Source organism: Pontibacillus halophilus JSM 076056 = DSM 19796 (assembly GCF_000425205.1).
In the GTDB taxonomy this organism is placed as follows: Bacteria; Bacillota; Bacilli; order Bacillales; family BH030062; genus Pontibacillus_A; species Pontibacillus_A halophilus.
Genome location: NZ_AULI01000006.1, coordinates 86834 through 113514, shown reverse-complemented (window position 1 = coordinate 113514; position 26681 = coordinate 86834). Strand labels below are relative to the sequence as shown.

General features: G+C 43.7%; 29 protein-coding genes and 1 tRNA gene. 27 read left to right on the top strand and 3 right to left on the bottom strand.

What is annotated here, in order from left to right; genetic code table 11:
• Window positions 1-12 precede the first annotated feature (12 nt).
• The 21 genes from H513_RS0106350 (at window position 13) to H513_RS0106250 (ending at window position 19871) form a co-directional block, all read left to right on the top strand.
• Window positions 13-555, top strand: a complete 543-nt coding sequence (locus H513_RS0106350) for a glycerol-3-phosphate responsive antiterminator (RefSeq protein WP_026799994.1) — start codon at window positions 13-15, stop codon at window positions 553-555.
• A gap of 161 nt (window positions 556-716) precedes the next feature.
• Entirely contained in the window at window positions 717-1511 is a 795-nt protein-coding gene (locus tag H513_RS0106345) for an MIP/aquaporin family protein (protein ID WP_026799993.1), read from the top strand.
• A gap of 50 nt (window positions 1512-1561) precedes the next feature.
• Window positions 1562-3055 carry a glycerol kinase GlpK gene (gene glpK / locus H513_RS0106340; RefSeq protein WP_026799992.1) on the top strand — a complete coding sequence of 498 codons (1494 nt, stop codon included), beginning with the start codon at window positions 1562-1564 and terminating at the stop codon, window positions 3053-3055.
• A gap of 217 nt (window positions 3056-3272) precedes the next feature.
• Window positions 3273-4967 (top strand): glycerol-3-phosphate dehydrogenase/oxidase, encoded by a 1695-nt coding sequence (locus tag H513_RS0106335; RefSeq protein WP_026799991.1) that lies wholly within the window; start codon window positions 3273-3275, stop codon window positions 4965-4967.
• Window positions 4968-5525: 558 nt separating this feature from the next.
• Complete coding sequence (locus H513_RS0106330) at window positions 5526-6146, top strand: metal-dependent hydrolase (RefSeq protein ID WP_026799990.1); 621 nt, start codon at window positions 5526-5528, stop codon at window positions 6144-6146.
• A gap of 52 nt (window positions 6147-6198) precedes the next feature.
• Window positions 6199-7026, top strand: a complete 828-nt coding sequence (locus H513_RS0106325; RefSeq protein WP_026799989.1) for a hypothetical protein — start codon at window positions 6199-6201, stop codon at window positions 7024-7026.
• A 189-nt stretch (window positions 7027-7215) separates the two neighbouring features.
• A complete protein-coding gene (locus H513_RS0106320) occupies window positions 7216-8391 on the top strand; it encodes an ATP phosphoribosyltransferase regulatory subunit (RefSeq protein ID WP_026799988.1) in 1176 nt (391 codons plus the stop codon).
• Window positions 8388-9008: an ATP phosphoribosyltransferase gene (hisG, locus tag H513_RS0106315; protein WP_026799987.1), complete on the top strand. Its 621-nt coding sequence runs from the start codon at window positions 8388-8390 to the stop codon at window positions 9006-9008. The genes H513_RS0106320 and hisG overlap by 4 nt, the downstream gene beginning before the upstream one ends.
• Window positions 9009-9020: 12 nt before the next feature.
• A complete protein-coding gene (hisD, locus tag H513_RS0106310; protein ID WP_026799986.1) occupies window positions 9021-10295 on the top strand; it encodes a histidinol dehydrogenase in 1275 nt (424 codons plus the stop codon).
• Entirely contained in the window at window positions 10295-10888 is a 594-nt protein-coding gene (gene hisB, locus H513_RS0106305) for an imidazoleglycerol-phosphate dehydratase HisB (protein ID WP_026799985.1), read from the top strand. Before hisD ends, hisB begins: the two co-directional genes overlap by 1 nt.
• On the top strand, window positions 10889-11533 hold the full coding sequence (gene hisH, locus H513_RS0106300; RefSeq protein ID WP_026799984.1) for an imidazole glycerol phosphate synthase subunit HisH: 645 nt from the start codon (window positions 10889-10891) through the stop codon (window positions 11531-11533). It begins immediately after the preceding gene.
• 2 nt (window positions 11534-11535) lie between these two features.
• Entirely contained in the window at window positions 11536-12276 is a 741-nt protein-coding gene (hisA, locus tag H513_RS0106295; RefSeq protein WP_026799983.1) for a 1-(5-phosphoribosyl)-5-[(5-phosphoribosylamino)methylideneamino]imidazole-4-carboxamide isomerase, read from the top strand.
• Window positions 12270-13028, top strand: coding sequence for an imidazole glycerol phosphate synthase subunit HisF (gene hisF, locus H513_RS0106290; RefSeq protein WP_026799982.1), 759 nt, complete (start codon window positions 12270-12272; stop codon window positions 13026-13028). Before hisA ends, hisF begins: the two co-directional genes overlap by 7 nt.
• Window positions 13025-13654: a bifunctional phosphoribosyl-AMP cyclohydrolase/phosphoribosyl-ATP diphosphatase HisIE gene (gene hisIE / locus H513_RS0106285; protein ID WP_026799981.1), complete on the top strand. Its 630-nt coding sequence runs from the start codon at window positions 13025-13027 to the stop codon at window positions 13652-13654. The genes hisF and hisIE overlap by 4 nt, the downstream gene beginning before the upstream one ends.
• A 149-nt stretch (window positions 13655-13803) precedes the next feature.
• Complete coding sequence (locus H513_RS0106280; protein ID WP_026799980.1) at window positions 13804-14805, top strand: tetratricopeptide repeat protein; 1002 nt, start codon at window positions 13804-13806, stop codon at window positions 14803-14805.
• A 96-nt stretch (window positions 14806-14901) separates the two neighbouring features.
• Window positions 14902-15855, top strand: a complete 954-nt coding sequence (trxB, locus tag H513_RS0106275; RefSeq protein WP_407946595.1) for a thioredoxin-disulfide reductase — start codon at window positions 14902-14904, stop codon at window positions 15853-15855.
• 297 nt (window positions 15856-16152) lie between these two features.
• Window positions 16153-16620 (top strand): NUDIX hydrolase, encoded by a 468-nt coding sequence (locus H513_RS0106270; RefSeq protein ID WP_026799978.1) that lies wholly within the window; start codon window positions 16153-16155, stop codon window positions 16618-16620.
• A gap of 26 nt (window positions 16621-16646) precedes the next feature.
• Window positions 16647-17531, top strand: a complete 885-nt coding sequence (rapZ, locus tag H513_RS0106265) for an RNase adapter RapZ (RefSeq protein WP_026799977.1) — start codon at window positions 16647-16649, stop codon at window positions 17529-17531.
• A gap of 3 nt (window positions 17532-17534) precedes the next feature.
• Complete coding sequence (locus tag H513_RS0106260) at window positions 17535-18494, top strand: gluconeogenesis factor YvcK family protein (RefSeq protein WP_026799976.1); 960 nt, start codon at window positions 17535-17537, stop codon at window positions 18492-18494.
• 36 nt (window positions 18495-18530) lie between these two features.
• The gene (gene whiA, locus H513_RS0106255) at window positions 18531-19481 is read left to right on the top strand and encodes a DNA-binding protein WhiA (RefSeq protein WP_026799975.1); all 951 of its coding nucleotides are present in this window, start codon (window positions 18531-18533) and stop codon (window positions 19479-19481) included.
• A gap of 135 nt (window positions 19482-19616) precedes the next feature.
• Window positions 19617-19871 (top strand): HPr family phosphocarrier protein, encoded by a 255-nt coding sequence (locus H513_RS0106250; protein ID WP_026799974.1) that lies wholly within the window; start codon window positions 19617-19619, stop codon window positions 19869-19871.
• A gap of 63 nt (window positions 19872-19934) precedes the next feature.
• Here H513_RS0106250 and clpP read toward each other — a convergent pair whose 3' ends face one another.
• On the bottom strand, window positions 19935-20516 hold the full coding sequence (gene clpP, locus H513_RS0106245; protein ID WP_026799973.1) for an ATP-dependent Clp endopeptidase proteolytic subunit ClpP: 582 nt from the start codon (window positions 20514-20516) through the stop codon (window positions 19935-19937).
• Window positions 20517-20687: 171 nt separating this feature from the next.
• Complete coding sequence (locus H513_RS0106240) at window positions 20688-21113, bottom strand: hypothetical protein (protein ID WP_026799972.1); 426 nt, start codon at window positions 21111-21113, stop codon at window positions 20688-20690.
• Window positions 21114-21230: 117 nt separating this feature from the next.
• On the opposite strand from H513_RS0106240, the gene H513_RS0106235 reads away from it, so the two are divergent.
• Both H513_RS0106235 and H513_RS0106230 read left to right on the top strand, forming a co-directional pair.
• Window positions 21231-21306, top strand: a tRNA-Arg gene (locus tag H513_RS0106235).
• 154 nt (window positions 21307-21460) lie between these two features.
• Window positions 21461-21928: a hypothetical protein gene (locus H513_RS0106230; protein ID WP_026799971.1), complete on the top strand. Its 468-nt coding sequence runs from the start codon at window positions 21461-21463 to the stop codon at window positions 21926-21928.
• Between the two features lie 252 nt (window positions 21929-22180).
• Here the strand turns inward: H513_RS0106230 and H513_RS19675 are convergent, their stop codons facing one another.
• Window positions 22181-22645, bottom strand: a complete 465-nt coding sequence (locus H513_RS19675) for a metal-dependent hydrolase (protein WP_051239715.1) — start codon at window positions 22643-22645, stop codon at window positions 22181-22183.
• A 130-nt stretch (window positions 22646-22775) separates the two neighbouring features.
• On the opposite strand from H513_RS19675, the gene H513_RS0106220 reads away from it, so the two are divergent.
• The 4 genes from H513_RS0106220 (at window position 22776) to H513_RS0106205 (ending at window position 26680) form a co-directional block, all read left to right on the top strand.
• Entirely contained in the window at window positions 22776-23027 is a 252-nt protein-coding gene (locus H513_RS0106220) for a glutaredoxin family protein (RefSeq protein WP_026799970.1), read from the top strand.
• Window positions 23028-23171: 144 nt separating this feature from the next.
• Window positions 23172-24200: a sugar-binding transcriptional regulator gene (locus tag H513_RS0106215; RefSeq protein ID WP_026799969.1), complete on the top strand. Its 1029-nt coding sequence runs from the start codon at window positions 23172-23174 to the stop codon at window positions 24198-24200.
• Window positions 24201-24238: 38 nt separating this feature from the next.
• Window positions 24239-25246, top strand: coding sequence for a type I glyceraldehyde-3-phosphate dehydrogenase (gap, locus tag H513_RS0106210; RefSeq protein WP_026799968.1), 1008 nt, complete (start codon window positions 24239-24241; stop codon window positions 25244-25246).
• A 252-nt stretch (window positions 25247-25498) separates the two neighbouring features.
• Window positions 25499-26680, top strand: coding sequence for a phosphoglycerate kinase (locus H513_RS0106205; RefSeq protein ID WP_026799967.1), 1182 nt, complete (start codon window positions 25499-25501; stop codon window positions 26678-26680).
• The last annotated feature ends 1 nt before the right edge of the window (window position 26681 follow it).

Below are 26681 nucleotides of genomic sequence, written 5' to 3'. Positions count from 1 at the left end.
GAGGGATTTAAGATGGGGTTATCAGGAGTGTTACCAGCAGCTAAATCACTTAAAGACTTTGAGAAGCTGCTTGAATTTGAGTGTGAATATATCATCTTATTAGAAGTTCGGGTATCACAATTAAAGAACGTTGTACGTTATGCGAAGAGGGCGAACAAGAAAGTAATTATCCATGTGGACCTTGTACAAGGATTAAAGAATGATGAATATGCGACTGAGTTCATCTGCCAAGAAATTAAGCCATACGGGGTGATTTCTACTCGTACAAGCGTCATTACGACAGCTAAAAAACATAACATTGTAGCGGTTCAGCGTTTGTTCCTACTCGATTCAAATGCCATTAATCACAATGTACGTCTAATAGAGAAATCGCAACCGGATTATGTTGAAGTGCTACCAGGCATAATCCCTCATATGATTGAAGAGCTGAAAGATCGTTTAGACATCCCGTTGATTGCTGGAGGGTTACTCCGTACAGAAGCAGATGTCACACGCGCCTTAGATGCTGGGGCTGTAGCGATTACATCATCTGACCGAGAGCTTTGGAATTATTAATAAAATAAAAAAATTGACACCGTTTTCAAATCGTATTAATATTTTTAATGACAAGTTAACACAATGTAGTACAGATATGGAGAACTACACGAATACATACTCGACTAAGCGGGTAGAGTCGTGTAGTTCTTTCTTTTTTGGAACAAAAGGAGGGGAGAAGAATGCCAGAATTTTTGGGGGAACTCATTGGAACGATGATTCTCATCATCCTTGGTGGAGGAGTTGTCGGAGGAGTTGCTTTGAAGAAGACCAAATCAGAAGGGTCTGATTGGATTCTCGTTAGTATTGGATGGGGATTGGGAGTTGCTATGGGGGTTTACGCTGTAGGTAAATTCACAGGTGCCCATATCAACCCTGCCGTTACACTAGGTTTCGCAGTTGTAGGAGATTTCCCTTGGAGTAAAGTCCCTACTTATATCACTGCGCAATTCATCGGTGCATTTCTCGGAGCGGTCATCGTGTTCTTTCATTACTTACCACACTGGAAAGCGACGGATGATCCTATGGCGAAGCTGTCCGTATTCTCGACCGACCCAGCCATTCGCAGTCCTATATCCAACTTAGTTAGTGAGATTATTGCAACCTTTGTTCTTGTGATGGGCTTGCTGTTTATTGGAGCAACGGAGATTTCACAAGGGATGAACCCGTTGATTGTAGGATTGCTCATCACTGCAATTGGAATCTCGTTAGGCGGAACAACGGGCTATGCGATTAACCCTGCACGGGACTTAGGTCCAAGGTTAGCCCACTTCTTACTACCGATTCCTGGTAAAGGGGCGTCAGATTGGGGATATGCATGGATTCCGCTGTTAGGCCCTATTATTGGAGGCGTTTACGGAGGCTTATTCTACCAAGCATTTTTCCGTGGCAACGTGACCTTTATGTTTTGGGCTTTATCTGGAGTCGTATTAGCAATATTATTTACAGCAGCAAATCGAGAGCTTAAAGAAGCATAAAGATGGGAAGTAGACAAAAAGGATTTGTATCAATGGGGAGGAGAAACGATATGACACAACAATACATTTTATCTTTAGACCAAGGAACAACAAGTTCCCGTGCCATTCTATTTAATCAAAAAGGGGAAGTAGTCGAGTCAGCTCAGAAGGAGTTCCAGCAGTATTTTCCTAAGCCGGGCTGGGTTGAACACGATGCGAGTGAAATTTGGACATCTATCCTTTCGTGTATTGCCGATGTGTTGAATAAGTCTGAGGTGGATGCCGAACAAATTGCAGGAATCGGGATTACCAATCAACGGGAGACTACAGTTGTTTGGGACAAGCATACAGGCCGTCCGATCTACAAAGCGATTGTATGGCAGTCTCGTCAAACGAATGATATTTGTAATGACTTACGTGAACAAGGGTATCAGGATACATTCAGAAATAAAACGGGCTTGCTTCTAGATCCATACTTTGCTGGAACGAAAGTGAAATGGATTCTTGATAACGTTGAAGGTGCACGTGAGAAAGCGGAGAATGGTGATCTGTTATTTGGAACAATTGATACGTGGCTGATTTACAAGCTTTCCGGTGGCAAAGCTCATGTAACCGATTACTCAAACGCATCTCGTACACTCATGTACAACATTTATGACTTGAAGTGGGATGAGGAGTTACTCGATATTCTAAATGTACCGAAATCGATGCTTCCAGATGTTCGCCCATCTTCAGAAGTCTATGCACACACTATTGACTATCACTTCTTTGGCAAGGAAATTCCAATTGCTGGAGTGGCAGGCGACCAACACGCAGCGTTATTCGGTCAAGCTTGTTTCGAAGAAGGCATGGCAAAGAACACATACGGAACGGGTTGCTTCATGCTCATGAATACAGGAGAGAAGCCAATTCCTTCTGAGCATGGCCTGTTAACATCCATTGCGTGGGGGTTAGACGGGAAGGTTGAATATACATTAGAAGGGAGTATCTTTGTGGCGGGTTCAGCCATTCAATGGTTGCGCGACGGGATGCGTATGATTGATAATCCCCAAGATACAGAGCAATATGCTAAGAAAGTAGATACGACAGATGGTGTCTATGTCGTGCCCGCATTTGTTGGTCTCGGTACTCCTTACTGGGATAGCGATGCGCGTGGAGCTGTATTTGGTATAACTAGAGGGACATCGAAAGAACATTTCGTACGTGCCACACTTGAGTCCTTAGCCTATCAAACTCGTGACGTAGTCGATGCAATGGTAAATGATTCTGGAATTCAACTGAAGACCCTTCGTGTTGACGGCGGCGTTGTTAAGAATGATTTCCTTATGCAGTTCCAAAGTGACATGCTAGGGGTAGAAGTAGACCGCCCTGTTATTAATGAAACTACCGCACTCGGAGCTGCATTCTTAGCGGGTATTGCTGTTGGATATTGGGACAGCAAAGAAGATATTAAGAACTTGTGGGAGAAAGACAAAACGTTCAAACCAGAACGAGAAGATTCCGAGCGTGAAGAGCTTTACAACGGATGGCGTAAAGCGGTCCAAGCAACTCGGGCTTTTAAATAATGCATAACCGTATCTTTTTGTATCACGGTATGGTATAGTAAAGGTAAGTTAATAAGTTCGGTTTGGAGTAACGGAGAGACCACAGCGTCCTAAGTGTAATATCTTAGGAGCGTTTGTGGTCTCTTTTTTTATGCGCCGAAACGTGGATAATCCTGTTCAATGTTGGGTATAGGAAAGTGGACAGCGTTAGAAACCGAACAAAAAAGGAGAGAGAATCATGACAAAAACTTTTTCTAGCTTCGATCGTTCTAAAGTATATCAAAACATGAAAGCCTCTACCCTAGATGTACTCGTTATTGGGGGAGGCATCACAGGCGCTGGAATTACGCTTGATGGTGTAACAAGAGGTTTAAATACAGGGGTTATTGAAATGCAGGACTTTGCGGCGGGGACGTCAAGCCGCTCTACGAAGCTCGTGCACGGCGGACTTCGTTATCTGAAACAATTTGAAGTGAAGATGGTAGCAGAAGTAGGGAAAGAACGTGAAATCGTATATGAAAATGGTCCACACGTGACAACTCCAGAATGGATGTTGCTTCCTTTCCATAAGGGCGGAAACTTCGGCCCATTTAGTACGAACATTGGCTTGCGTGTATACGACTATTTAGCTGGCGTTAAGAAATCAGAACGCAGAAAAATGTTAAGTCCAGAGGAAACAATTGATCGTGAACCACTTGTGAAGCAAGAGGGACTTAAAGGCGGCGGCTATTACGTAGAATATCGTACGGATGATGCTCGTCTAACATTAGACGTAATGAAGAAAGCAGTGGAGAACGGAGCACATGCGTTGAACTATGCGAAAGTTGTAGATTTCATCTATGAACAAGGGAAAGTAGTAGGTGTGAAAGTGGAAGACCAGATCTCTGGTGAGCACCACCTTCTTTATGCGCAGAAAATTGTAAACGCCGGCGGCCCATGGGTCGATACGCTACGTGATATGGACGGTTCCAAGAAAGGGAAACAGCTGCGTTTAACGAAGGGAATTCACCTTGTATTCGACCAGCAGACATTCCCACTACGTCAGGCTGTATACTTTGATACGCCAGATGGCCGTATGGTATTCGCAATCCCGCGTGATGGCAAGACGTATGTAGGAACAACGGATACTGTGTATGAAGGCGATATCTCCCATCCAACGATGACAACAGATGACAGGGATTACGTGTTGAAATCAATCGATTACATGTTCCCGGGCTTAAACATTACTAAAGAAGATGTAGAATCAAGCTGGTCAGGGCTTCGTCCGTTAATTTATGAACAAGGGAAAGACCCTTCTGAGATCTCTCGTAAGGATGAGATTTTCACCTCTGATTCCGGTCTTATTTCAATCGCTGGCGGTAAGTTAACTGGCTACAGAAAAATGGCTGAGAGCGTTATAAACCAAGTGACGAGCGAATTGTCATCTGAGAATGGCAAAACGTATGGCAAGTCACAAACGAAAAACATGCCAATCTCTGGTGGAGATGTAGGTGGTTCGAAAGGCTTTAAGCGCTTCATGGAACGTAAGGTTGAAGAAGGAAAAGGGCTAGGCATGGGTGAAGACCAAGCAAGACGCCTCATCCAACTTTACGGTGGCAACGTGGATCATGTGTATAATCGTTACGAGAACCGTAAAGAAGAAGCGAAGAAACATGATATTGATCCGGTAGTCTTCGCTATGGTTACGTACGCTTTAGAGGAAGAGCTTACGTATAAGCCTGTCGATTTCTTCGTGCGTCGCTCTGCAGCACTGTTCTTCGATATCCACTGGGTACACCTTCACAAAGAGAGTGTCATTCGTTATATGAGTGAAGTGCTTAACTGGACTGAAGAGCAACAAGAAACGTACACGCATCAGCTGGACGTATTGCTTGAAGAAGCTGTCACACCAATCGACGCTAAGAAAGGTGTATCTCAATCTGAAGCTTCTTAATCAATAAAGCTAAGTATAAACTCCGTCGGACATTCAGTTTGGCGGAGTTTTTTTGATTGGTCTGTGTTGTGGACAAAGTAAGTGTGGGTTGAGCATGGTCTGTATTTATGTGGTACTAGGTCTGACTAGGGGACGACTCGCTTTCCTACGGGGAGCTGGGAAGCCTCCTCAATCGCTACTCGCGCTTTCCGGGGTCTCCCCTAGGCTCATTATCCCGTGGGAGTCTCGCCATCCCCTAGTCAGACCTACTATGGAAACTAGAACAGACCATCATGTTTTTTTGCACCTTAAACAAGTACGCTTATTTATAAATTAGAGACGTAAGAATGTTAGGACCTGATTGAAGGGAAACGATGTACTTTCTAAAGAAGAGATGAATCTATCTTCACTCCCAAAAGTTTTTGGTTACTGCCCATAACAAGCATAGATGAATTCAATCCTACCGAAATCGTTCTATTCGTTCTCGTTAAATGTGGAAACAAACGTTCTCTTTCATGCATGCGATTGGAAACGTTTTGTGAGATAATGAGGCTATCTTACATAAAGGTCGTGATGGAAATGGAAGCAACAAGTCATCAAGTACTAGGCTTAACTGCAGGGATTGCAACCATAACGGGTTTCCAGCTCATCGACTATACGCCGGATTCATTCTTAACCACCTTTATTTTCATAGTGGTTGTCTTAGTAGGCTCATTATTTCCTGACATAGATACGCCAACATCAAAGCTTGGGAGGTTATTCTGGAACGTTGGATTCTTGCTCTTGATTGTCGCTTATTTAATGTGGGTATTCTATCCTGAAGGCATGATCCAACTTGTAGGAGAATATCGCTTCTATGCCATTCTTCTGTTTCCCTTATTGTTTGTCTTTAAAGGGCATCGGAAGTTTACTCACTCGTTATTATTTCTTGCACTTGTAGGTGGGTATGGCTTATTTATGTATTGGTACTTCGAGGTGTATTGGCTCTACTTACTCGGTTTCTTCGTCGGGGTGCTTTCTCATTTACTAGGGGATTATATTACGAAGAGGGGTATTCCGTTATTTTACCCCTTTAGTAAGACGTATTATAAATTCTTCGTGACGTTCAAGACAGGTTCTACAGCTGAGAGGTTGATTACCTTTCTCTTGATCGTTCTCAATCTATATTTGCTCCTCCCAGATGGTTGGGGATGGAAATAAACATGAAACGATTTCCAGCCTTCTGTCGTATAGTAGGCAGGAGGGGTTGAGTTTGGCTAAAATGGATGAGATCGAAAGCATAGATCGAAAGCGTAAACTCGTATCTGGAAGTGTGATTGTGATGGTGGGGGGCATTGTCGCCTTGGGGGCCTTACTCCCATGGTTTAATTGGGGGCAGGTCCAATATCCAGCCATGCTATTATGGATCATAGGTGGATTGAAACTTACCGTGGTTCTTTATGAAATTTATAAAGCCTCTCCGTCATCTCTACCTAAGCAATCGTTTATGGTAGCGGATGGAGACGAATGGCCAGCTCGAATGTATCTAAAGAATGAAGCTGGTCATACTCGATTATATAATTTACATGAACGTGCTTACTTTACCTATTGGTGCCGACCGCTATCTGTTAAGAATGAGGTGGCATCTTCATTAATTGCCTCCATGACTCAAGGTGGTAATGGAGGCAATTGGTGGCCTGTGACGTATGAATTTATACAAGACCAGACAGGTGCTCACTATACCATCTATAAGAAACAAGGCTTCAAAGCCAATTTCGTTATCTATAATGATGAAGACCAGAAAGTGTTTGAGATTCTCCAAGAAAAGAAAAAAGAGTTTCAGCTTTTACTATATAAGGGTAATGATTTACGCTGGCAGGCTAATAGTGGTGGAGACCTTGACTACATATCAGTTGACACGCCCGATGGAATTACAGCGCTAAAACTTAAAAGAGACGGCATTCCACTCGAAAACCCACGGCCTTTCGAACGATATAGTGGGTATTTGATTGACCGATACATCAATGGGCGAATGGAGGACGAACTGCTGCTGTTCCTTTCTGTATTAGATGCTTTATATCGGGTAAGAAAACAGTACTAAAACCCCCTTGCTGGTTCAAATCAGCAAGGGGGTTTTTATATCTATGTAGGCGGATCCCAGTTGCATTTGCACATAGTGAATGGTTTTGAATTGACGAGGTATCTTCATCATGTTAGCATGTTAACATATTAGCGAACTAAAGGATTCGGACAATTACTGCACCAGTGATGTGGGAAGGGAGATGCACGAATGGGAAATCGTTTAACGTTTGAGAAACCGCTTGGAATGAGGGATACGCTTCCTTTTTTCTATGAGCAGAAGCAAAAGTCTGAGCAAGCTTTAACGGAAACTATGACGACTTGGGGGTACCAATTCCTTGATACGCCAATGCTAGAATACTTAGATACGGTTGGGGAAGCGAGTGCAATTGATGAAACCCAGCTGTTTAAATTGTTAGACCAGCAAGGCCATACGCTTGTCCTTCGTCCAGATTTAACTGCACCGATTGCAAGAGTGGCCGCTTCACAGCTAAAGGAGAATGGATATCCAATTCGCTTAGCTTACTCTGGACCTGTATTTCGTGCTCAACAAATTGAGGGTGGAAAGCCAGCTCAGTTTGACCAGGTTGGAATTGAATATATCGGAGAAGATTCTGTCTATGCAGATGCAGAAGTCATTTCTCTACAGATTGAGGCTCTGAAAGCGGCAGGACTTGAGGAATTTCAGCTAACGATAGGTCACATTGGCTTCGTCAAAGGGTTATTAAATGAAATATTTGAGAACGAGGAAGATGGAGACGTATTTCTCCGTTATTTATATCAGAAGAACTATGTAGGCTTCCAGCAAGCGGTCAATGATTCAGGAATAGCAGACCGTGATAAAGAAACACTGCAAGGACTGCTTTCCTTGAGAGGGAACCGTACGAGGTTAGAGGATGCGAAAGAGCTAACGAATAATGAATCTTCTAAATCTACAATTGACGAATTAATAAAGCTTGATGAATTGCTTGAACAGTATGGGGTCAGTGAATATGTCTCTTACGATTTAAATCTTATTAGTCACATGAACTATTACACTGGCATTCTATTTGAGGGATATGCACCACGTATAGGTGCGTTGCTTTGCAACGGAGGTCGTTATGATCAGTTGCTGCCTGCATTCCAATCTGAGGCGTCTGCAACAGGATTCGCCGTACGACTGGACCGGCTTGTGGAGGCGCTTGACAAAGAGAACGGTCAAAAACATGGAACGATTGTTTTATTTGATGATGAATATTTCAGTGAAGCTGTAGAGACAGCCCAACAACTTCGTGGTAAAGGGGAAGTTGCGACGTTGCAGCATATTCGAGAAGTCGATGACCTCGAGCAATTTACGAACCGATATGCAACAGTCATCAATGTTCGTCGAGGAGGGGAATCAGAATGAGTGATTGGTTAACCATTGCGATGCCTAAAGGAAGAATCTACAACGAAGCTGCAGAGTTATTGAAAGGGGCCGGTTATGATATAACAGACTTAGACGATTCTCGTAAGCTCATTTTCGACTTTGAAGAGCATAAGATACGCGTGATGTTGGCGAAGCCGATGGACGTCGTGACGTATGTGGAGTATGGTGCCGCAGATTGCGGGATAGCAGGTAAGGACGTGCTATTGGAGCAGAATCGTGATGTCTATGAGGTGCTTGATTTAAAGATTAGTCCATGCTACCTAGCCGTAGCAGGCTTACCGGATAAACCGTTAAGTAAAATCGCTCCTAAGATTGCGACGAAGTATCCGAGGGTGGCTTCTGAATATTTCAGAGAACAAGGTGAGCAAATCGAAATCGTCCCGTTAAACGGTTCAATTGAACTTGCCCCACTCATTGGTCTAACCGACCGCATTGTGGATATCGTATCTTCTGGTGCAACACTTAAAGAAAATGGGTTGGTTGAATATGAGAAGATTGTAGATATTACTTCACGCTTTATCGTGAATCCGGTTAGTTATCGAATGAAGAGTCAAACGATAGATCCACTAATACAACGCTTAAGTAAACAAGTGTAAGAGGTGATAAACGTGCAACTATTATCTTCAAATGAATTAGGGTCCTTGATTCGAAATGTGGACAGCGGGACAGAAGCACAAAGGGAAACCGTTCAAACCATAATTAACGATGTGAAGGAGCAAGGGGACAAGGCTCTCTTCTCTTACACCGAACAATTAGATGGTGCTCGATTAAATCAGCTTCTGGTAACAGATGAAGAGTTCCAAGTGGCTTGGCAACAGTTAGATCAAGAAGAAGTCAGCATCCTTAAAGAAGCGGCTGAGAATATTCGTGCCTTTCACGAGAAACAAACCCGAACCTCTTGGATGGATACTCAAGAAAATGGAACTATACTCGGTCAGAAGGTTACCCCTCTCGAGGCGGTAGGTGTGTATGTACCTGGTGGAACTGCAGCTTACCCATCTTCTGTATTTATGAACGTCATCCCTGCTGTCGTTGCAGGAGTGGAACGAATCGCAATTGTAACTCCTCCATCCTCTGAAGGGGTCATCCCTGCTGGAGTTCTTGTTGCAGCACAACTTGCAGGCGTTACGGAAGTGTATAAGGTTGGTGGTGCACAGGCGGTTGCAGCGCTAGCGTACGGTACGGAAACGATTCCTCGCGTGCATAAGATTACAGGTCCTGGAAATGTGTACGTCGCCTTAGCGAAGCAACATGTGTATGGACGCGTTGATATTGACATGATTGCGGGTCCTAGTGAAATTGTCGTGTTCGCCGACCGTTCTGCAAATGCGGATGAGGTCGCTGCTGATCTACTATCTCAAGCGGAGCATGATGCGCGTTCTTCGAGTGTACTCGTCACGGATTCAGAGTTATTGGCTCAAGCGGTTAAAGAACAAGTCGAATCACAGCTTGCCATATTACCACGAGCAGCAATCGCGCGAAAAAGCATTGAGGAGTATGGTGGTATTGTTCTTTGCAACACATTGACTGAAGGAATAGATGTCGTGAATGAGCTCGCTCCTGAGCACTTAGAAGTTCTAACAGAGAATCCGTTTGAGTGGTTAGGGAAAGTAAAACATGCGGGTGCCATCTTCCTTGGTCGATATAGTTCAGAACCAATTGGTGACTATTTTGCAGGTCCCAATCATGTGTTGCCAACGAGCGGAACAGCACGGTTCTCAAGTCCATTGAACGTAGATGACTTTGTTAAGAAATCGAGTGTGATTGCTTATAGTCAAGCCGCTTATAATGAGAATTACGAGAAGATTGCCCGCTTTGCGAGACTTGAAGGTTTAGAGGGGCACGCTCGAGCAGTAGAGACACGGAAGGAGAACGATGCATAATGGGTGAAAATAGAGTTAGTGAGAAATCTAGGACAACTGGAGAGACATCAATCGACCTTTCTTTAGCAATCGATGGTACGGGGAAAGGTGAAATAGACGTGGAAGTGCCATTTCTAGCTCATATGCTCGATTTATTTAAGAAGCATGGCTTCTTTGATCTGAATGTGAAAGGTCGCGGGGATGTTGAAGTCGATGATCACCATTTAACAGAAGATATCGGTATTGTACTCGGCCAAGCGCTTTCGGAGGCGATTGGCGATAAAGCGGGTATTAAACGGTATGGTTCCTTCACATTGCCAATGGATGAAACGCTTGTGACCGTTGCTATAGATTTAAGTGACCGCCCACACCTTGAATTTAAAGCAGACTTGCCTGCTCAGAAAGTCGGCACCTTTGACACAGAAAACGTTCATGAATTCTTCTGGAAGCTAGCTTTGGAAGCTCGAATGAACCTTCATATCGTCGTGCATCATGGGTCCAACACCCATCACATAATCGAGGCAATGTTCAAAGCGACAGCTCGCGCGCTTGATGAGGCAACTCAAATCGACCCTCGAATCACAGGAATCATGTCGACGAAGGGAAGTTTGTAGATGATAGGTGTTATTGATTATGGAATGGGGAATTTATTCAGCGTCTTAAAAGCACTAGATCGCCTCGATGTTGAAGCGACAGTAACCGATCGGAAAGAAGTGCTCGAGCGTTGCGATGGGTTAGTGCTTCCTGGTGTAGGTGCCTTTCCTGATGCAATGAAGGCACTTAACGAGACGGGATTGAAAGAACTTGTGCAACGAAAGGTAGAACAAGGAACGCCCTTGCTTGGCATTTGCTTAGGGATGCAATTGCTCTTCGATGAGAGCGACGAGAACACAAGTACAACTGGATTAGGTTTATTACCGGGGCGTATTGTACGGTTCGAAGGAGAGAATGCAAGCGGGGAAATGTTTAAAGTGCCTCATATGGGATGGAATCACCTCGATCAGCGTCATCCATCTTCCGTGTTATTAAATGGGATAGAAGACGGCTATGTCTATTTTGTACATTCTTACTATCTAACAACAGAAGATGATGAGGTTGTCATTGCAAGTGCGGATTACGAGACGACCGTTCCAGCTGTCGTCGGAAAAGGCCATGTATTTGGAACGCAATTTCACCCTGAGAAAAGTGGTCCAACAGGCATGAAAATCTTAAAGAACTTTTGTGAATACGTGACAGAACAAACGGAGAGAGGGGTGTAAGGATGGCGCAATTTACGATCTATCCAGCAATTGATTTACGTGGAGGGAAATGTGTTCGCCTCATGCAAGGGGACTTTAACCGTGAAACCATTTATGGGGATTCACCAATAGACGTGGCGAGAGGGTTCTCAGAACAAGGATCAAAGTGGGTACACATGGTAGACCTAGATGGCGCTCGGGATGGCAAACGTGTGAATGCGAGTCATATTGTACAAGTAGCACAGCAATTGGATATTAATGTACAGATGGGTGGCGGCATTCGTACAGAGGAGGATGTTCGTTATTACCTGGATAACGGAGTGGACCGAGTCATTATTGGAAGCCTAGCTATTACGAACCCTGAGCTGACGAAAGAGCTTGTCTCCATCTATGGAAGTAAAATTGCAATTGGGATCGATGCAAGAGATGGATATGTGGCAACAGAAGGATGGCTCACTAATTCTACGAAATCGATTGCTGATGTGGCGAACTACTTTGCCGAGGCAGGAGTCGAGACGTTTATATTCACTGACATCGCGAAAGACGGCATGATGAGCGGTCCAAGTACAGAAGCGATTGTCAACTTAGCGAAAGAAAGTGGCAAAGAAATTATTGCCTCAGGTGGCGTACGTCATATTGAAGATTTGCAAGAGCTAAAACGTTACGCTTCAGACGGCGTAGGTGGCGCAATCGTAGGAAAAGCCATCTATACAAATGAGTTGAATTTACAACAGGCGCTAGAAGAGGTGGATGGCTCATGCTAACGAAACGAATCATTCCATGCTTAGATGTGAAAGAAGGCCGAGTCGTCAAAGGGATCCAGTTTCTTTCCTTACGAGATGCTGGTGATCCTGTTGAGTTGGCAAAGGTATACGATGAACAAGGTGCCGACGAATTGGTTTTCCTTGATATCTCAGCTACCCATGAAGGGCGTAAAACAATGGTTGAAATGGTTCGTGAAGTGGCAGCTACCCTTGCCATCCCCTTTACAGTTGGAGGAGGGATTGGTTCTTTAGAAGATATGAAATCCATTCTCCGTGCCGGAGCGGACAAGGTCTCCTTGAATTCAGCAGCGGTTCGTTCCCCTGAGCTTGTGACGGAAGGGGCTAATTATTTCGGCTCCCAATGTATTGTCGTGGCTATTGATGCGAAATACGATGAAGAAGTGGGGACGTATCGGGTATATACTCATGGAGGGCGTCGTCCAACGGAATGGCTTGTCACCGATTGGGCCCAGGAAGTAGAGCGACGTGGAGCGGGCGAACTCTTGGTAACGAGTATGGACCGTGATGGTGAGAAGACAGGCTTTGATTCTGGGTTGCTTGAAACCGTTCAACAAGTGGTTGGAATTCCGGTCATCGCTTCAGGTGGCGCTGGGAATGCGGACCATTTTGTAGACGTATTTCAACATAATCGAGCGGATGCTGCCCTTGCTGCATCCATTTTCCACTATAAAGAAACGAGTGTAGAGTCAGTGAAACAAGTTCTAAAAGAAAATGGGGTGCACGTGAGATGAAACTAGAAGATGTGAAATTTGATGATCAGGGACTTGTCCCAGCGATTATTCAAGATGCGATGAGTAAGGAAGTACTTACTCTCGCTTATATGAATAAAGAGGCGATTGAACAAACCGTGGCGACAGGAGAAACTGTCTTATACAGTCGTTCCCGTCAGGAACTGTGGCATAAGGGTGCGACGTCTGGGAATACGCAGTCGGTTCAGACCATGACGTATGACTGTGACCAAGATGCCATACTTCTACAAGTTATTCCTAGTGGACCTGCTTGCCACACTGGAAGCTATAGCTGTTTTCATGAGGTGGTTTATGGAGAAGAGACCCAACCTAAGGAACAGCGTTATCAAATTCTAGATGAGCTACAGTCTGTTCTGGCTGAGCGGAAAGCGACCTTACCAGAAGGTTCTTACACGTCTTCCCTATTCCAAGAAGGCGTTGACCGAATTCTGAAGAAAGTGGGCGAAGAAGCCGGGGAAGTCATCATTGCAGCGAAGAATAATGACAATGAAGAACTTACATGGGAAACAGCAGACCTCCTGTTCCATACGCTCATGTTACTTACAAATCAAGGCCTTCCATTCGACGAAGTACTACGTGCATTAGAGCAACGTCATCAGAAGAAATAAACCAACCCCCTCTATGGAAATAGAGGGGGTTACCTTATGAGAACACCTGACAAAAGTTTGGATAATTACGGCATTTCCTCTACATGGGTATTTACATTTATGGTATACTGCTCTAGGACTGTTTTGGTTCTAAGAATAGGAGGACCTAAATGCAAACAACAAGCATAGACCATTCGTCAGAAGAGAAGGTCATCCCGTTTCGACCTGAGGGAGACTTCTATTTTTCTAAAGGTGTACAAGCGTTTAAAAAAAGACATTTTACGAAAGCTGTGAAGTGGTTAAAGCGTGCCGTTGAACTCGTTCCTGAGGAGCCGTTATACCAATGTCAGCTTTCTGTTATTTATACAGAGACAGGCGAGTACCATCAAGCGAATGAAGTATTAACGAACGTGTTAGCGAAATTTGGTCACGACTACGTAGATTGCTATTATTTAATTGCGAACAACTATGCGCATCTTGGTTTATTCCAAGACGCGATGAAATATGCAAGAGACTATATTCAAAAAGCTCCAAATGGAGATTTCAAAGAAGAAGCAGAGCAACTGCTTACGGTTCTTGATATAGAAGAAGATGAGGAAGAAGATTGGGCGTTTGAAGAAGAAGATGAGTTAATGGCTTATCAAGAGTCTGCATTCTATTATCAAGAGCGTTTGGAGTGGGATAAAGCTATGCCGCTACTTGAAGATATGATTCGTCTCTTTCCTTCCTATACATTGGCCAAGCACGACTATGCTCATGCGTTGTTCCAACAAGGAAGTGAATCAGAGGCCATCGCGCTTGAGGAGCAGAGCTTGGAGCAAGAACCTAATTCATTATTGTCTGTGTGCAACTTAGCGCTGTTCTATCATAAACGTGAGGAGAACGAGAAGGCTACGCCACACATACACACGCTGTTAAATGTATATCCTATCCATGAACAGCAAAAGCTTCGCGTAGCTACTACGCTTGCTCAAGTCGGACAATACAAAGAAGCACATGAACGCTTTAACAATGTCTCAAAGAGTAAACTTAAAGGTCATGTCGCTTATTATAAATGGTATAGCATTACCCTTTACCACATGGGGGACCCTTCCGGAGCGCTTAGCCTTTGGGAAGAGGGCTGTCGCAAGCACCCGCACCTCTCGGAACAAGGCGGGCCGTGGAACTATTAAAGGTGTCGACCTGATATGAGCAAATCGATAGACGGTCCGTTAACATTTTTATTAGGATATAGTTAAAAGAAATGAAAGTACAACAAAGAAAAGGGGTTGAGGGTAGTGACAGAAGAACGTATTTATGACGTGATTATCGCAGGGGCAGGACCAGCGGGTATGACAGCAGCTGTGTACGCTTCCCGCGCTAATTTAGATACCCTTATGATCGAACGTGGCATTCCAGGCGGACAAATGGCAAACACAGAAGACGTAGAGAACTATCCTGGTTATGAAAGTATCCTAGGACCAGATCTTTCTAATAAAATGTTTGACCACGCGAAGAAATTCGGTGCTGAATATGCGTACGGTGACATTAAAGAGATCATAGATGGGAAAGAATACAAAACTGTAAAAGCCGGTAATAAAGAGTTTAAAACACGTGCAATCATTATCGGTACAGGTGCAAAGTATAAAGAAATTGGTATTCCAGGTGAGAAAGAACTTGGTGGCCGTGGTGTTTCTTATTGTGCAGTATGTGACGGCGCATTCTTCAAGAATAAGAACCTTGTTGTCATCGGAGGCGGTGACTCTGCAGTTGAGGAAGGCGTTTACCTTACTCGCTTTGCTGAGAACGTAACCATCGTTCACCGTCGTGATCAATTGCGCGCTCAGAAGATCCTTCAAGACCGTGCATTTGATAATGAGAAGATTGATTTCATTTGGAATACAGAAGCTCAGAAGATTAACGAAGAGAATGGTAAAGTAGGTAGCGTTACACTTTACAACAACAAGACTGGTGAAGAGTATGATAAGCCAATTGATGGTGTCTTCATTTATATCGGTCTCATTCCATTGAGCGAGCCATTCAAATCTCTAGGGATCACGAACGAAAATGGCTATATTGAAACAAATGAAAAGATGGAAACGAAAGTTCCTGGAATCTTCGCTGCAGGCGATATCCGTGAGAAAGAACTTCGTCAAATCGTAACGGCAACAGGTGATGGTAGTATTGCAGCTCAAGCGGCTCAACACTATATCGAGAATCTGCTTGAAGAAATTAACGGGTAAACGGTACTGAGTGACCTCGTAACAAACACGTAATTGCATTTTAACTGTGCTGTAACACATTCAAGGCAATTTTGGGGTATACTGAAAGTAACTAATTGACCCCCTTTATAAATACACTTGGCACAGGCGAATGATAGTCGCCTGTGCATTTTTTTGTGGGATTGGTTGTTCAACGCTCAACCCTATAGGAATGATTGTTGGACTGGGTCATGTACGGAAAGTTGGATTGTAGAGGTTGAAATCTTCATTGTATAATAGAAGTAAGACCTCAAGACGCGTAGACAGAGGGGTGACGAGATGCAACGAGTTGCAAATTGTATATTGAAATCAGAAGATGAAGTACTGTTACTTAAGAAGCCCAGAAGAGGCTGGTATGTGGCGCCAGGTGGGAAGATGGAACCTGGGGAGCACGTAATGGAAACTGCTCAACGCGAGTTCTTCGAAGAGACGGGCTTACAGGTAGCCGACCCTGAATTGCGAGGCGTGTTTACGTTCGTAATGAAGGAAGGGGATGAGGTTGTTCGAGAATGGATGATGTTCACATTCTACTCTGAATCCTATGCAGGAACGTTGAAGTCTGTTAGCGAAGAAGGAGAGTTAGAGTGGACGAAGTTGAGTGACGTTCTCTCAAAGCCAATGGCTGGAGGCGACCGTTATTATTTGAAACATATTCTGAATCACACCGGCATTTTGTATGCCACATTTACTTATACACAAGATTTTGAATTACTTCATGTACGGTTAGATGCAAATGCAGATTCATAAAATAGTAAAAGGGGAGCGGATGGCTGATGGCTGAAGAAACACATGAAACACAACTCGTAATAATTACAGGAATGTCTGGAGCAGGTAAGACAGTTGCTGTGCAAAGCTTTGAAGATTTAGGTTTCTTCTGTGTCGATAATCTGCCACCAGCGTTGCTGCCTAAGTTTCTAGATTTAATGAAAGATTCATCAAACAATATTCAGAAGGTTGCCTTAGTGATGGATTTAAGGGGCAGAGAGTTCTTTGATTCCATGTTTGAAGCTTTAGACCGATTAGGAGAAGAAAAATGGTTATCTGAGCATATCCTATTCTTAGATGCGAAAGATGAGGTTCTTGTCTCTCGTTACAAAGAGAGCCGACGTTCTCACCCGCTTGCACCAGAAGGCCTCCCCTTAGAAGGAATTAAACAGGAACGTTATTTATTAGATGAATTGAGGGGACGAGCTCAAGAGATTATCGATACATCCACAATTAAACCAAGAGATTTGAGAGAGAAGATCATCCACTCCTACTCAGAAAAGACTCAACAAGTCTTTTCTGTTCAAGTCGTTTCATTTGGGTTTAAGTATGGGCTGCCAATTGATGCAGACCTCGTCTATGATGTTCGTTTCTTACCAAACCCACACTACGTGGAACAAATGAGACCGTTAACAGGTTTGACGAATGAAGTCTCCTCCTATGTCTTCAAGTGGAATGAGACACAAAGATTCATGGAGAAACTCCTAGATTTACTCACATTCATGCTCCCTCACTACAAGCGGGAAGGCAAAAGCCAGCTGGTGATTGCTATTGGATGTACTGGAGGACAACACCGTTCTGTAGCCATTGCAGAGCATATTGCGAAGCACTATTCTAAAGACTATATCACTCATGTAACACACCGGGATATAGACAAAAGAAAGGGAAAATAATTCATGGCTCAAACAAACAAACCGAATGTCGTTGTGATTGGGGGCGGCACAGGAATGCCCGTGCTGCTTCGTGGCTTAAAGGACTACCCTGTTGATTTAACGGCAATCGTAACGGTCGCTGATGATGGGGGGAGCTCAGGCAGGTTACGCAACGAGTTAAAAATGCCGGCTCCTGGGGATATTCGTAACGTAATCGCTGCTTTGTCCGATACCGAGCCGATGCTGCTTGACCTTTTCCAGCACCGGTTCTCGAACGGGAATGGACTTTCTGGACATTCCATGGGGAACCTACTGCTTGCAGCGATGACGTCGTTAACAGGAGATTTCTACCATGGAATTAAAGAAATCTCTCGGGTTTTAAATGTGAAAGGTGAAATATTACCAATTGCTAACCAAAATCTGCATCTTCACGCAGAGATGATGGATGGTACAATAGTGTCTGGTGAATCTAAAATTCCCTTAACAAATAAGCGAATCAAACGCGTGTTTCTTAGCCCGCAACCACTCGTGCCATTAGCCGAGGCGGTTAATGCAGTTAAAGAAGCTGATTTGATTGTCATTGCACCTGGCAGTCTGTATACAAGTACGTTGCCAAACTTAATTGTTTCTCAAATTACAGATGCATTACGTGAAACACATGGCAAGGTTGTTTACGTATGCAATGTGATGACTCAGCTTGGGGAGACGACTGGCTATACGGCTGCGGATCATGTTCAGGCGATCGTGGATCATATTGGTGAAGGTTGTCTTCATTCCATCCTTGTACACAATCAGCCAATTGATGAACAAATCCAAAAGGTGTACGCCGAGGAGCACGCGATTCCAGTGAAGAATGACATTGATCGTCTTTCGTCTATGGGAATTGAGTTAATTGAGGAAGATATTATCGATTATTCCAAGCATACGCTCCGTCACGATACGGATAAAGTGTCGAAGCTGCTTTATTCACTAATCTCGAAATAAATGAAATAAAACTGCCAAAGAAGAGGAGGTGATTGGATGTCTTTTGCATCGGAGACAAAGAAGGAATTAACGAATATTGAACTTGACCCGTGCTGTAAGCAGTCAGAATTAGCAGCCCTTATTAGGATGAACGGTTCCGTTTCTTTCTCAAATCGGCAGTATATGCTTGATGTGCAAACAGAAAACGCCGCGATCGCTAGACGTATTTACACGCTAGTAAAGACAATGTATGCGTATCCGGTTGAGCTTCTTGTTCGAAAGAAGATGAGATTAAAGAAGAATAACGTCTACATTGTACGTATGAAACAAGATGTTCGTCAGCTTCTCATAGACTTAGAAATCTTGAAAGAGCCGTTCACAATTGTCCGTACAATCTCCGAGAAATATCTTGAGAAAGAATGCTGCCGTCGCTCTTACTTACGTGGAGCCTTTATGGCAGGAGGTTCCGTTAATAATCCTGAGACCTCCTCCTATCATCTTGAGATCTTTAATTTCTATGAAGACCACAATGAGTCTCTTCATGATTTGATGAACTCATTTGACCTTCATGCAAGAATGCTTGAGCGTAAGAAGGGGTACATTGTCTATTTGAAAGAAGCAGAGAAAATTACGGAATTGCTGAATATCATTGGTGGACACCAAGCGTTGTTAAAGTTTGAGGATGTTCGAATTATGCGCGACATGCGAAATTCTGTGAACCGACTAGTTAATTGCGAGACAGCTAACTTAAATAAGACAATTGGTGCAGCCTTTCGTCAAGTTGAGAACATTAAATTTATTGAACAGACAGTAGGTTTAGAAATCTTACCAGACAAACTTCGTGAACTTGCCGTTCTGCGAGTCGAACACCAAGATGTGACACTGAAAGAACTGGGCGAGATGATGACTTCAAAAATTAGTAAATCCGGTATCAATCATCGGTTAAGGAAAATCGATGAATACGCAGAAAAAATAAGAAAAGGTGAACTGATTGGAAAGGAATCTTAATACGTTCCTTTTTCAATCTTCGCATGATATAATAAATCATATTATCGAACGCTTCAGCTGCTGAAGCGTTCCTTTGTCTATAAGATGGTAACGCTTTCTTATGTGGGACATTGGATGGGGAGAGGAGGATGCGGTTTGGTAGAAAGAACCGTAACAGTTCAATTAAAGACAGGGTTACAAGCGCGACCGGCAGCCTTGTTTGTACAAGAAGCCAATCGCTTTGCATCTGACGTGTTTATAGAGAAGAATGGGAAACGGGTCAATGCAAAGAGTATCATGGGGCTAATGAGTTTAGCGGTTGGGTCTGGGGAGACCATTGTATTGCAAGCTGATGGAAGTGATCAGGAGGATGTATTAAATAAGCTTGAGTCCTTCGTCGTAGAAGTGTAAGCTTGCTTTACTAGAAATGAACATAATAAAAAGCCAGGGTAACTACCCTGGCTTTTCTGTTGCTTACTTCTTCTCCATAACGGAGTCGATTAAACCGTATTCTTTCGCTTCGTTGGCTGTCATGAAGTTGTCACGGTCTGTATCACGTTGAATTGTTTCAATTGGCTGACCAGTACGCTCAGCAAGGATTTGGTTTAGTTTCTCACGCATTTGGATTATACGTTTCGCATGAATTTCAATGTCAGAAGCCTGACCTTGAGTACCACCTAATGGTTGGTGAATCATCACTTCACTGTTTGGAAGTGCATAACGCTTACCAGGCGCGCCCGCTGCAAGAAGGAAAGCACCCATGGAAGCAGCCATACCTGTGCAGATTGTTGATACGTTCGGTTTAATGAACTGCATCGTATCGTAGATGGCCATACCGGCTGTGATGGAACCACCTGGAGAGTTAATGTAAAGGGAAATATCCTTATCTGGATCTTCTGCTTGCAAGAATAGAAGTTGCGCTACGATTGAGTTCGCAACGTTATCATCAATTGCGCTACCAAGCATAATAATGCGGTCTTTTAATAGACGGGAATAAATGTCGTATGCACGTTCACCGCGATTTGTTTGTTCAATGACAGTAGGTATTAAATTCATGTTTCTTCCTCCTTTAATAGAGATATGTTATGGTTTTTTCATATGTTTATCATACATGTAAGGTCAGAAAAGGTCAAACGAAAGGCTTGATGAAAAAACACTAGTCGAATTAGGATTTCTGAACCCAAACTAATTACATTTTTCCCACCGGTAGTAAAAGTAAACGTCCATTTATTGTCTAACAGATTTTTGCTTGCATGTGACGACAATCTCGTGGACGATGTCGGTAAAGTGTTCCTTTAATTCTTTGTCACGCATGTACCAAACCGTCCAACCATCCTTTATAAGCGAGGCAACATTTCGCTCGAGTTCTTGGCGCCTTTTTGGCTGAAGGAGGTCTTCTGCTTTGTATCGGATATAGACAACCTTCGCATCCACAAACGCTAGATCTGCATGAATATTGCCAATTTGTACACTGCTTAATGGATGAAGCCCATACGTCCTAAAGGTTAGAAAAGCTTGTTTCAGCGTAGAAGTAGAGGGTGGCAGGTGGGAAGTGGGAGAAAGGCGTACAATAGGAAGACGTACGATATGCCTTAATACGAGAGCAAATAGGATAATATTCAAGATTATCCAAGTAAGAAGCATTCCGTTCATTCTAATCACCTCTTACTTAGAATTTCCTTATCTTAACAATGGCATACGGCTGCAACAGAAATTGTTTCTTGAAAATTAAACCTGTAAGCCGTATAATTACTAGTGTCACTCTAATAGGCGCCCGTAGCTCAGTTGGATAGAGCGGTAGATTCCGGTTCTACGTCTGTCGGGGGTTCGAATCCCTCCGGGCGCACTACACATAGCCTCTCGAGTTCTTAACGAAACATGTTAAGAGCTCGGGAGGTTTTTTTGTGTTTAAGAGGCCGATCTGTTTTGCAACGGATTGGTGTTATTCATTGAAGTTGACGTATATATAGATATACATGATGGAAAAGGGAGTGGTTAGGATGGGATATAAGAAGCACGTTATCGTATGGTTTGGACTATTCCTCGTTGTATTGTTCGGATGTTCGAGTGATGGGGCAAAGTCGGAGCAAGTAGAAGAAGTAGGTCCAATTGAGGCAGAAATGACAATTGACACAACGAAAGACAACGGGCTGCTGACCATTCATGGCACGACGAACCTTCCAGATGGGGGTGTGGTGATGGTGACACTTCAGGACCGTGAAGGCTATCGCGTACAGACAACGTCGCCAATTGTGGATGGCACTTTCACAGCAGAGGTCTATGCAGCGATTGGATCAGAGTTTTCGGGTGAGTATACCGTGATTGCTACGCTTAGTGTGACAGCCAACCAACCACAAGAATTCGTGAACGAAGTGGGAGAAGATTATGAGAATATTGGTGGGGAGTTAATGGAAGAAGGGGAGTATGGGCGGACAATCAGTTATGAGGAGCAGATTACAGTTGAATAGCTGGTTAACTCGTGGTGTTGCGTCCTGACGCTGGCCAAGAGAGCTGAAAGGAGAAAGAGCCTCGTGCCTTAACTAAGATGTACGAGGCTCTTTCTATGTACAGGTCTACAATAAAGTAGCAATCCAGTTCGTTAACAACCCGAAGGAGACCCCTCCTAAAAACAAAAGTAACAATGGCATACAGTTGCACCCTCTTTCATTTCAGTAGGTTGCCCCTAGTATTCTCAACTATTGAAACTGTATGTATGCCCTTTATCTACGTAATAGCTTCTTCATAAATGTAGTAGGTTTAAATAATCGAACCTGCAATGGATACAGTAACTGAGCCCCTTGAGGAGTCAGTGAATCTGCGAGCAGGTGAGAGATATATCCAATGGTGATGCCAAGCGCTGGAACTGAAGGGACCTGCTCCTTTAACTCAGTGAGACCAAAGTATAAAGCAGCTACGCATACGATGGAATGCGTAAATCCTCGGTGACCAAATAACTTGCTAATGGATTTAGACAGCCCGGGCAGTTTTCTTCCTATATAAGAGCTTGGATGGTCAATGTCTGGAAGCAAAGACCCGAAGATGGCACCAACGTAATATAAGCCTGTATGAAATAACCCTTGTTGAAAGGGGTAGACAGCCGATAATTCATAGTAAGAGGTCAAGTCGTAGTAGGATGCAATTCCAGCACTCGCTAACCCGATCATGACGTGTTGTTTGTAATTCATAGATGTCCTCCTTAACTGCCTTATTTTAGAGGACACTGAGACAAATTACTAGTTAAAATAGTCACGAAGTTCACGTTTTACAGAAGGAGGGGGGTATGACAGAATGAAAGATATGGAAGGAGGGGGTAAAATGGAGCGACCATTATTAACCTTGTATACGAAGAAGGAATGCGGACTCTGTGAAGAAGCGAAGTCTGAATTAGAGGATTTACAATCGAAGTATGACTTTGAATGGAAAGAAATTGATATTTATACAGATGATGCCTTGCTTATGCAGTATCAGCTTATGATTCCGGTCGTTGAGATGGACGGAGAGACACTGGATTATGGGAGGATTGATACTTTTTTGATAAGTAAGCGATTACATATGAAAAAAGATTAACGAGTGAGTTGCAAGGCAATGGGGGTATTGTTAAAATGAGTTTGTAGGCTTCAGGTATATTTTTTAGCCCAAGTGGGACAAAATGTGCCTAGGTGGGACGAAAACAGCCCCGCTACAGCTTACATACTGTAAAGGAGCTTTTCCATGAGGGCATTAATTGATTTACAGAGTAAACTATTCCCGGATGTCACCACGATTATGCAACGAAGATACGACATTTTGCATTTTATTACGCTGAATGAACCGATTGGACGTCGTACTTTAGCAGACAATCTACAAATGCCTGAACGAACGATTCGTACAGAAATTGATTTTCTTAATGATCAAGGGTTTGTAGAAGTGACGACACGGGGAATGCTTGTTACCGACGAGGGACAGCAAATCCTTGTCCAACTCAAAGAATTTATGAACGAGTTGACGGGTGTTTCTGCATTAGAGAAACGTCTAAAGGAACATTTCGAGCTGCAACATGTTATGGTTGTACCGGGTAATAGTGATGAACTTTCATGGGTGAAACAAGAGATGGGAAGAGCTTCAGTACGATTCTTGAAAGAGCGATTAGCACCGAGAAGTACCATTTCAGTAACTGGTGGCGGTACGATGGCTGCCGTTGCAGAGATGATGACGCCACTTGATACTGCTTGGGATTGCATGTTCTTACCTGCAAGAGGTGGACTTGGCGAGCATGTTGAGAATCAAGCGAACACAATCTGTGCAGAGATGGCTAAGAAGGCGAATGGGGAATACCGTTTGCTGTATGTGCCAGATCCGCTTAGTGAAGAATCGTATCAAACCATTATTGGAGAACCCTCTGTAAAAGAAGTCCTTGATTTGATTCGAGGCTCGGATGTCGTTGTACATGGGATTGGAGATGCCATTACAATGGCAGAGCGAAGGAAGACTCCTTCTGATGTGATGGAATCGATTCAACGTGGCCAAGCTGTTGGTGAAGCGTTTGGATATTATTTCAACAACAGAGGTGAAGTTGTCCATAAAGTGCGTACGGTAGGTATTCAATTGGAGGATTTACATCATACTAATTGTGTTATAGCCGTAGCCGGTGGAGCTTCTAAGGCAGAAGCGATTGCTTCGTATTTTCAGCAAGGACAAAGCAACGTCCTCATCACAGATGAAGGCGCAGCGAAAGAGTTAATAAAGGGAATTTCCCTTTAAATAAATTATGAACCAATGAATCTAAGGAGGAATTTTTCATGGCAATCAGAATTGGTATTAATGGTTTCGGCCGTATCGGACGTAGTGTTTTCCGTGCTGCTTGGAACAACGACGCAGTAGAAATCGTAGCACTTAACGACTTAACGGATGCAAGCATGCTTGCACACCTACTTCAATACGACTCCGTACACGGTAAGTTTGAAGAGAAAGTTACAACAAACGGTGAGAACCTAGTAGTTGGCGGCAAAGAAATCACTGTTCTTTCTGAGCGCGACCCAGCTAACCTTGGATGGGGCGACCTAGGCGTAGATATCGTAATCGAATCTACTGGCCGTTTCACTCAGCGTGACGATGCGAAGAAACACATCGACGCTGGTGCGAAGAAAGTAATCATCTCTGCACCTGCTAAAGGCGAAGACCTTACAGTAGTTATGGGTGTTAACGAAGGTGACTACAACAAAGATGAGCACCACGTTATCTCTAACGCATCTTGCACAACGAACTGCCTATCTCCATTCGCGAAAGTACTTGACGACAAGTTCGGTCTTAAGCGCGGTATGATGACTACAGTTCACTCTTACACGAGTGACCAACAAATCCAAGATGCACCTCACAAAGACTACCGTCGTGCGCGTGCAGCAGCTGAGAACATCATCCCAACAACAACGGGTGCTGCTCAAGCAGTAGCGAAAGTTCTTCCTAGCCTAGATGGTAAACTTTCTGGTATGGCTATGCGTGTTCCTACTAGCAACGTATCTCTAGTTGACCTAGTAGCTGAGCTAGACCAAAACGTTACAGCTGAACAAGTTAACGCAGCGCTTAAAGAAGCGGCTGAAGGCGACCTTAAAGGTATCCTAGAATACACTGACGAAGAGCTTGTATCTAGCGACTACAACGGTAGCGCAGCTTCTTCTACAATCGATGCAGCTTCTACGCTAGTAATCGAAGACAACATGGTTAAAGTAGTTTCTTGGTATGACAACGAAACTGGTTACTCTAACCGTTGTGTAGACCTTGCTGTATTTCTTGCAGAACAAGGACTATAAGTTTAAATAGGATTTGAATCGCTACGGTGATCAACCGTATATGAAAGACATGCAATCGCAAAGTGACGGGGGAGAGCACCACCTCCTCCTTTGCGATTTGTATTCTACAAGCAAGTGCACCCACTTATTATTCTGCGTACCCTTCAATAAGCGCCTTTAAGGGGTTTTAGGCGACTATTGAAAACAGTGTCCTTGTAATACATAGGGGCAAGGAAGACCAATTCCAAGGAAAATAAAGGAGGTCCTCTTCCCGTGAACAAGAAAACAATTAAAGACATTGAACTAAATGGGAAAAAGGTGTTCTGCCGCGTTGATTTCAACGTACCAATGCAAGAAGGTGAAGTAACAGACGATACGCGTATCCGTGCTGCGCTTCCAACAATTCAATACCTTGTTGAGCAAGGTGCTAAAGTTATGTTAGCAAGTCACCTTGGCCGTCCCAAAGGTGAAGCAGTTGAGGATCTACGTCTAGACCCAGTTGCGAAACGTCTTAGCGACCTATTAGGTCAGACCGTTACAAAGACTGACGAAGCTTACGGAAGTGAAGTAGACCAAGCCATCTCTGAAATGGAAGCAGGCGATGTGCTTCTACTAGAAAACGTACGTTTCTACCCAGGCGAAGAAAAGAATGATCCTGAATTAGCTCAGCAATTCGCGAATCTTGCTGACGTCTACGTAAACGACGCATTCGGTGCTGCACACCGTGCACACGCATCTACTGAGGGAATTGCTCAACACCTTCCTGCTGTTGCTGGATTCCTAATGGAGAAAGAACTTGATGTCCTTGGAAGTGCGTTGGAAGATCCTAATCGCCCATTCACTGCAATCATCGGCGGTGCGAAAGTTAAAGATAAAATTGGCGTAATCGACCACTTGATCGACAAAGTAGATAACCTAATTATCGGTGGTGGCCTTGCTTACACATTCGTAAAAGCACTAGGCTACGAAATTGGTAAATCTCTACTAGAAGAAGACAAGATCGATTTAGCGAATGAATATATGAAGAAAGCTAAAGAAAAAGGCGTTAACTTCTACATGCCACTTGACGTAATCGTTGGTGATGATTTCTCTAACGATGCGAACACAGAAGTAGTAAACATCGACAGCATCCCTTCTGACTGGGAAGCAATGGACATTGGTCCGAAGACAATTGAGAAATATGCTGAGGTTATTAAAGAGTCCAAGCTTGTAATCTGGAACGGACCTATGGGCGTATTTGAACTTGAAACATTCGCAAACGGTACAAAAGGTGTAGCTGAAGCACTAAGCACTGCAGAAGGATACACTGTAATCGGTGGCGGCGACTCTGCTGCAGCTGTTGAGAAATTTAACTACGCAGACAAGATGGACCACATCTCTACTGGTGGCGGCGCATCTCTTGAGTTCATGGAAGGTAAAGAACTTCCTGGCGTAGTAGCACTTAACGATAAATAAG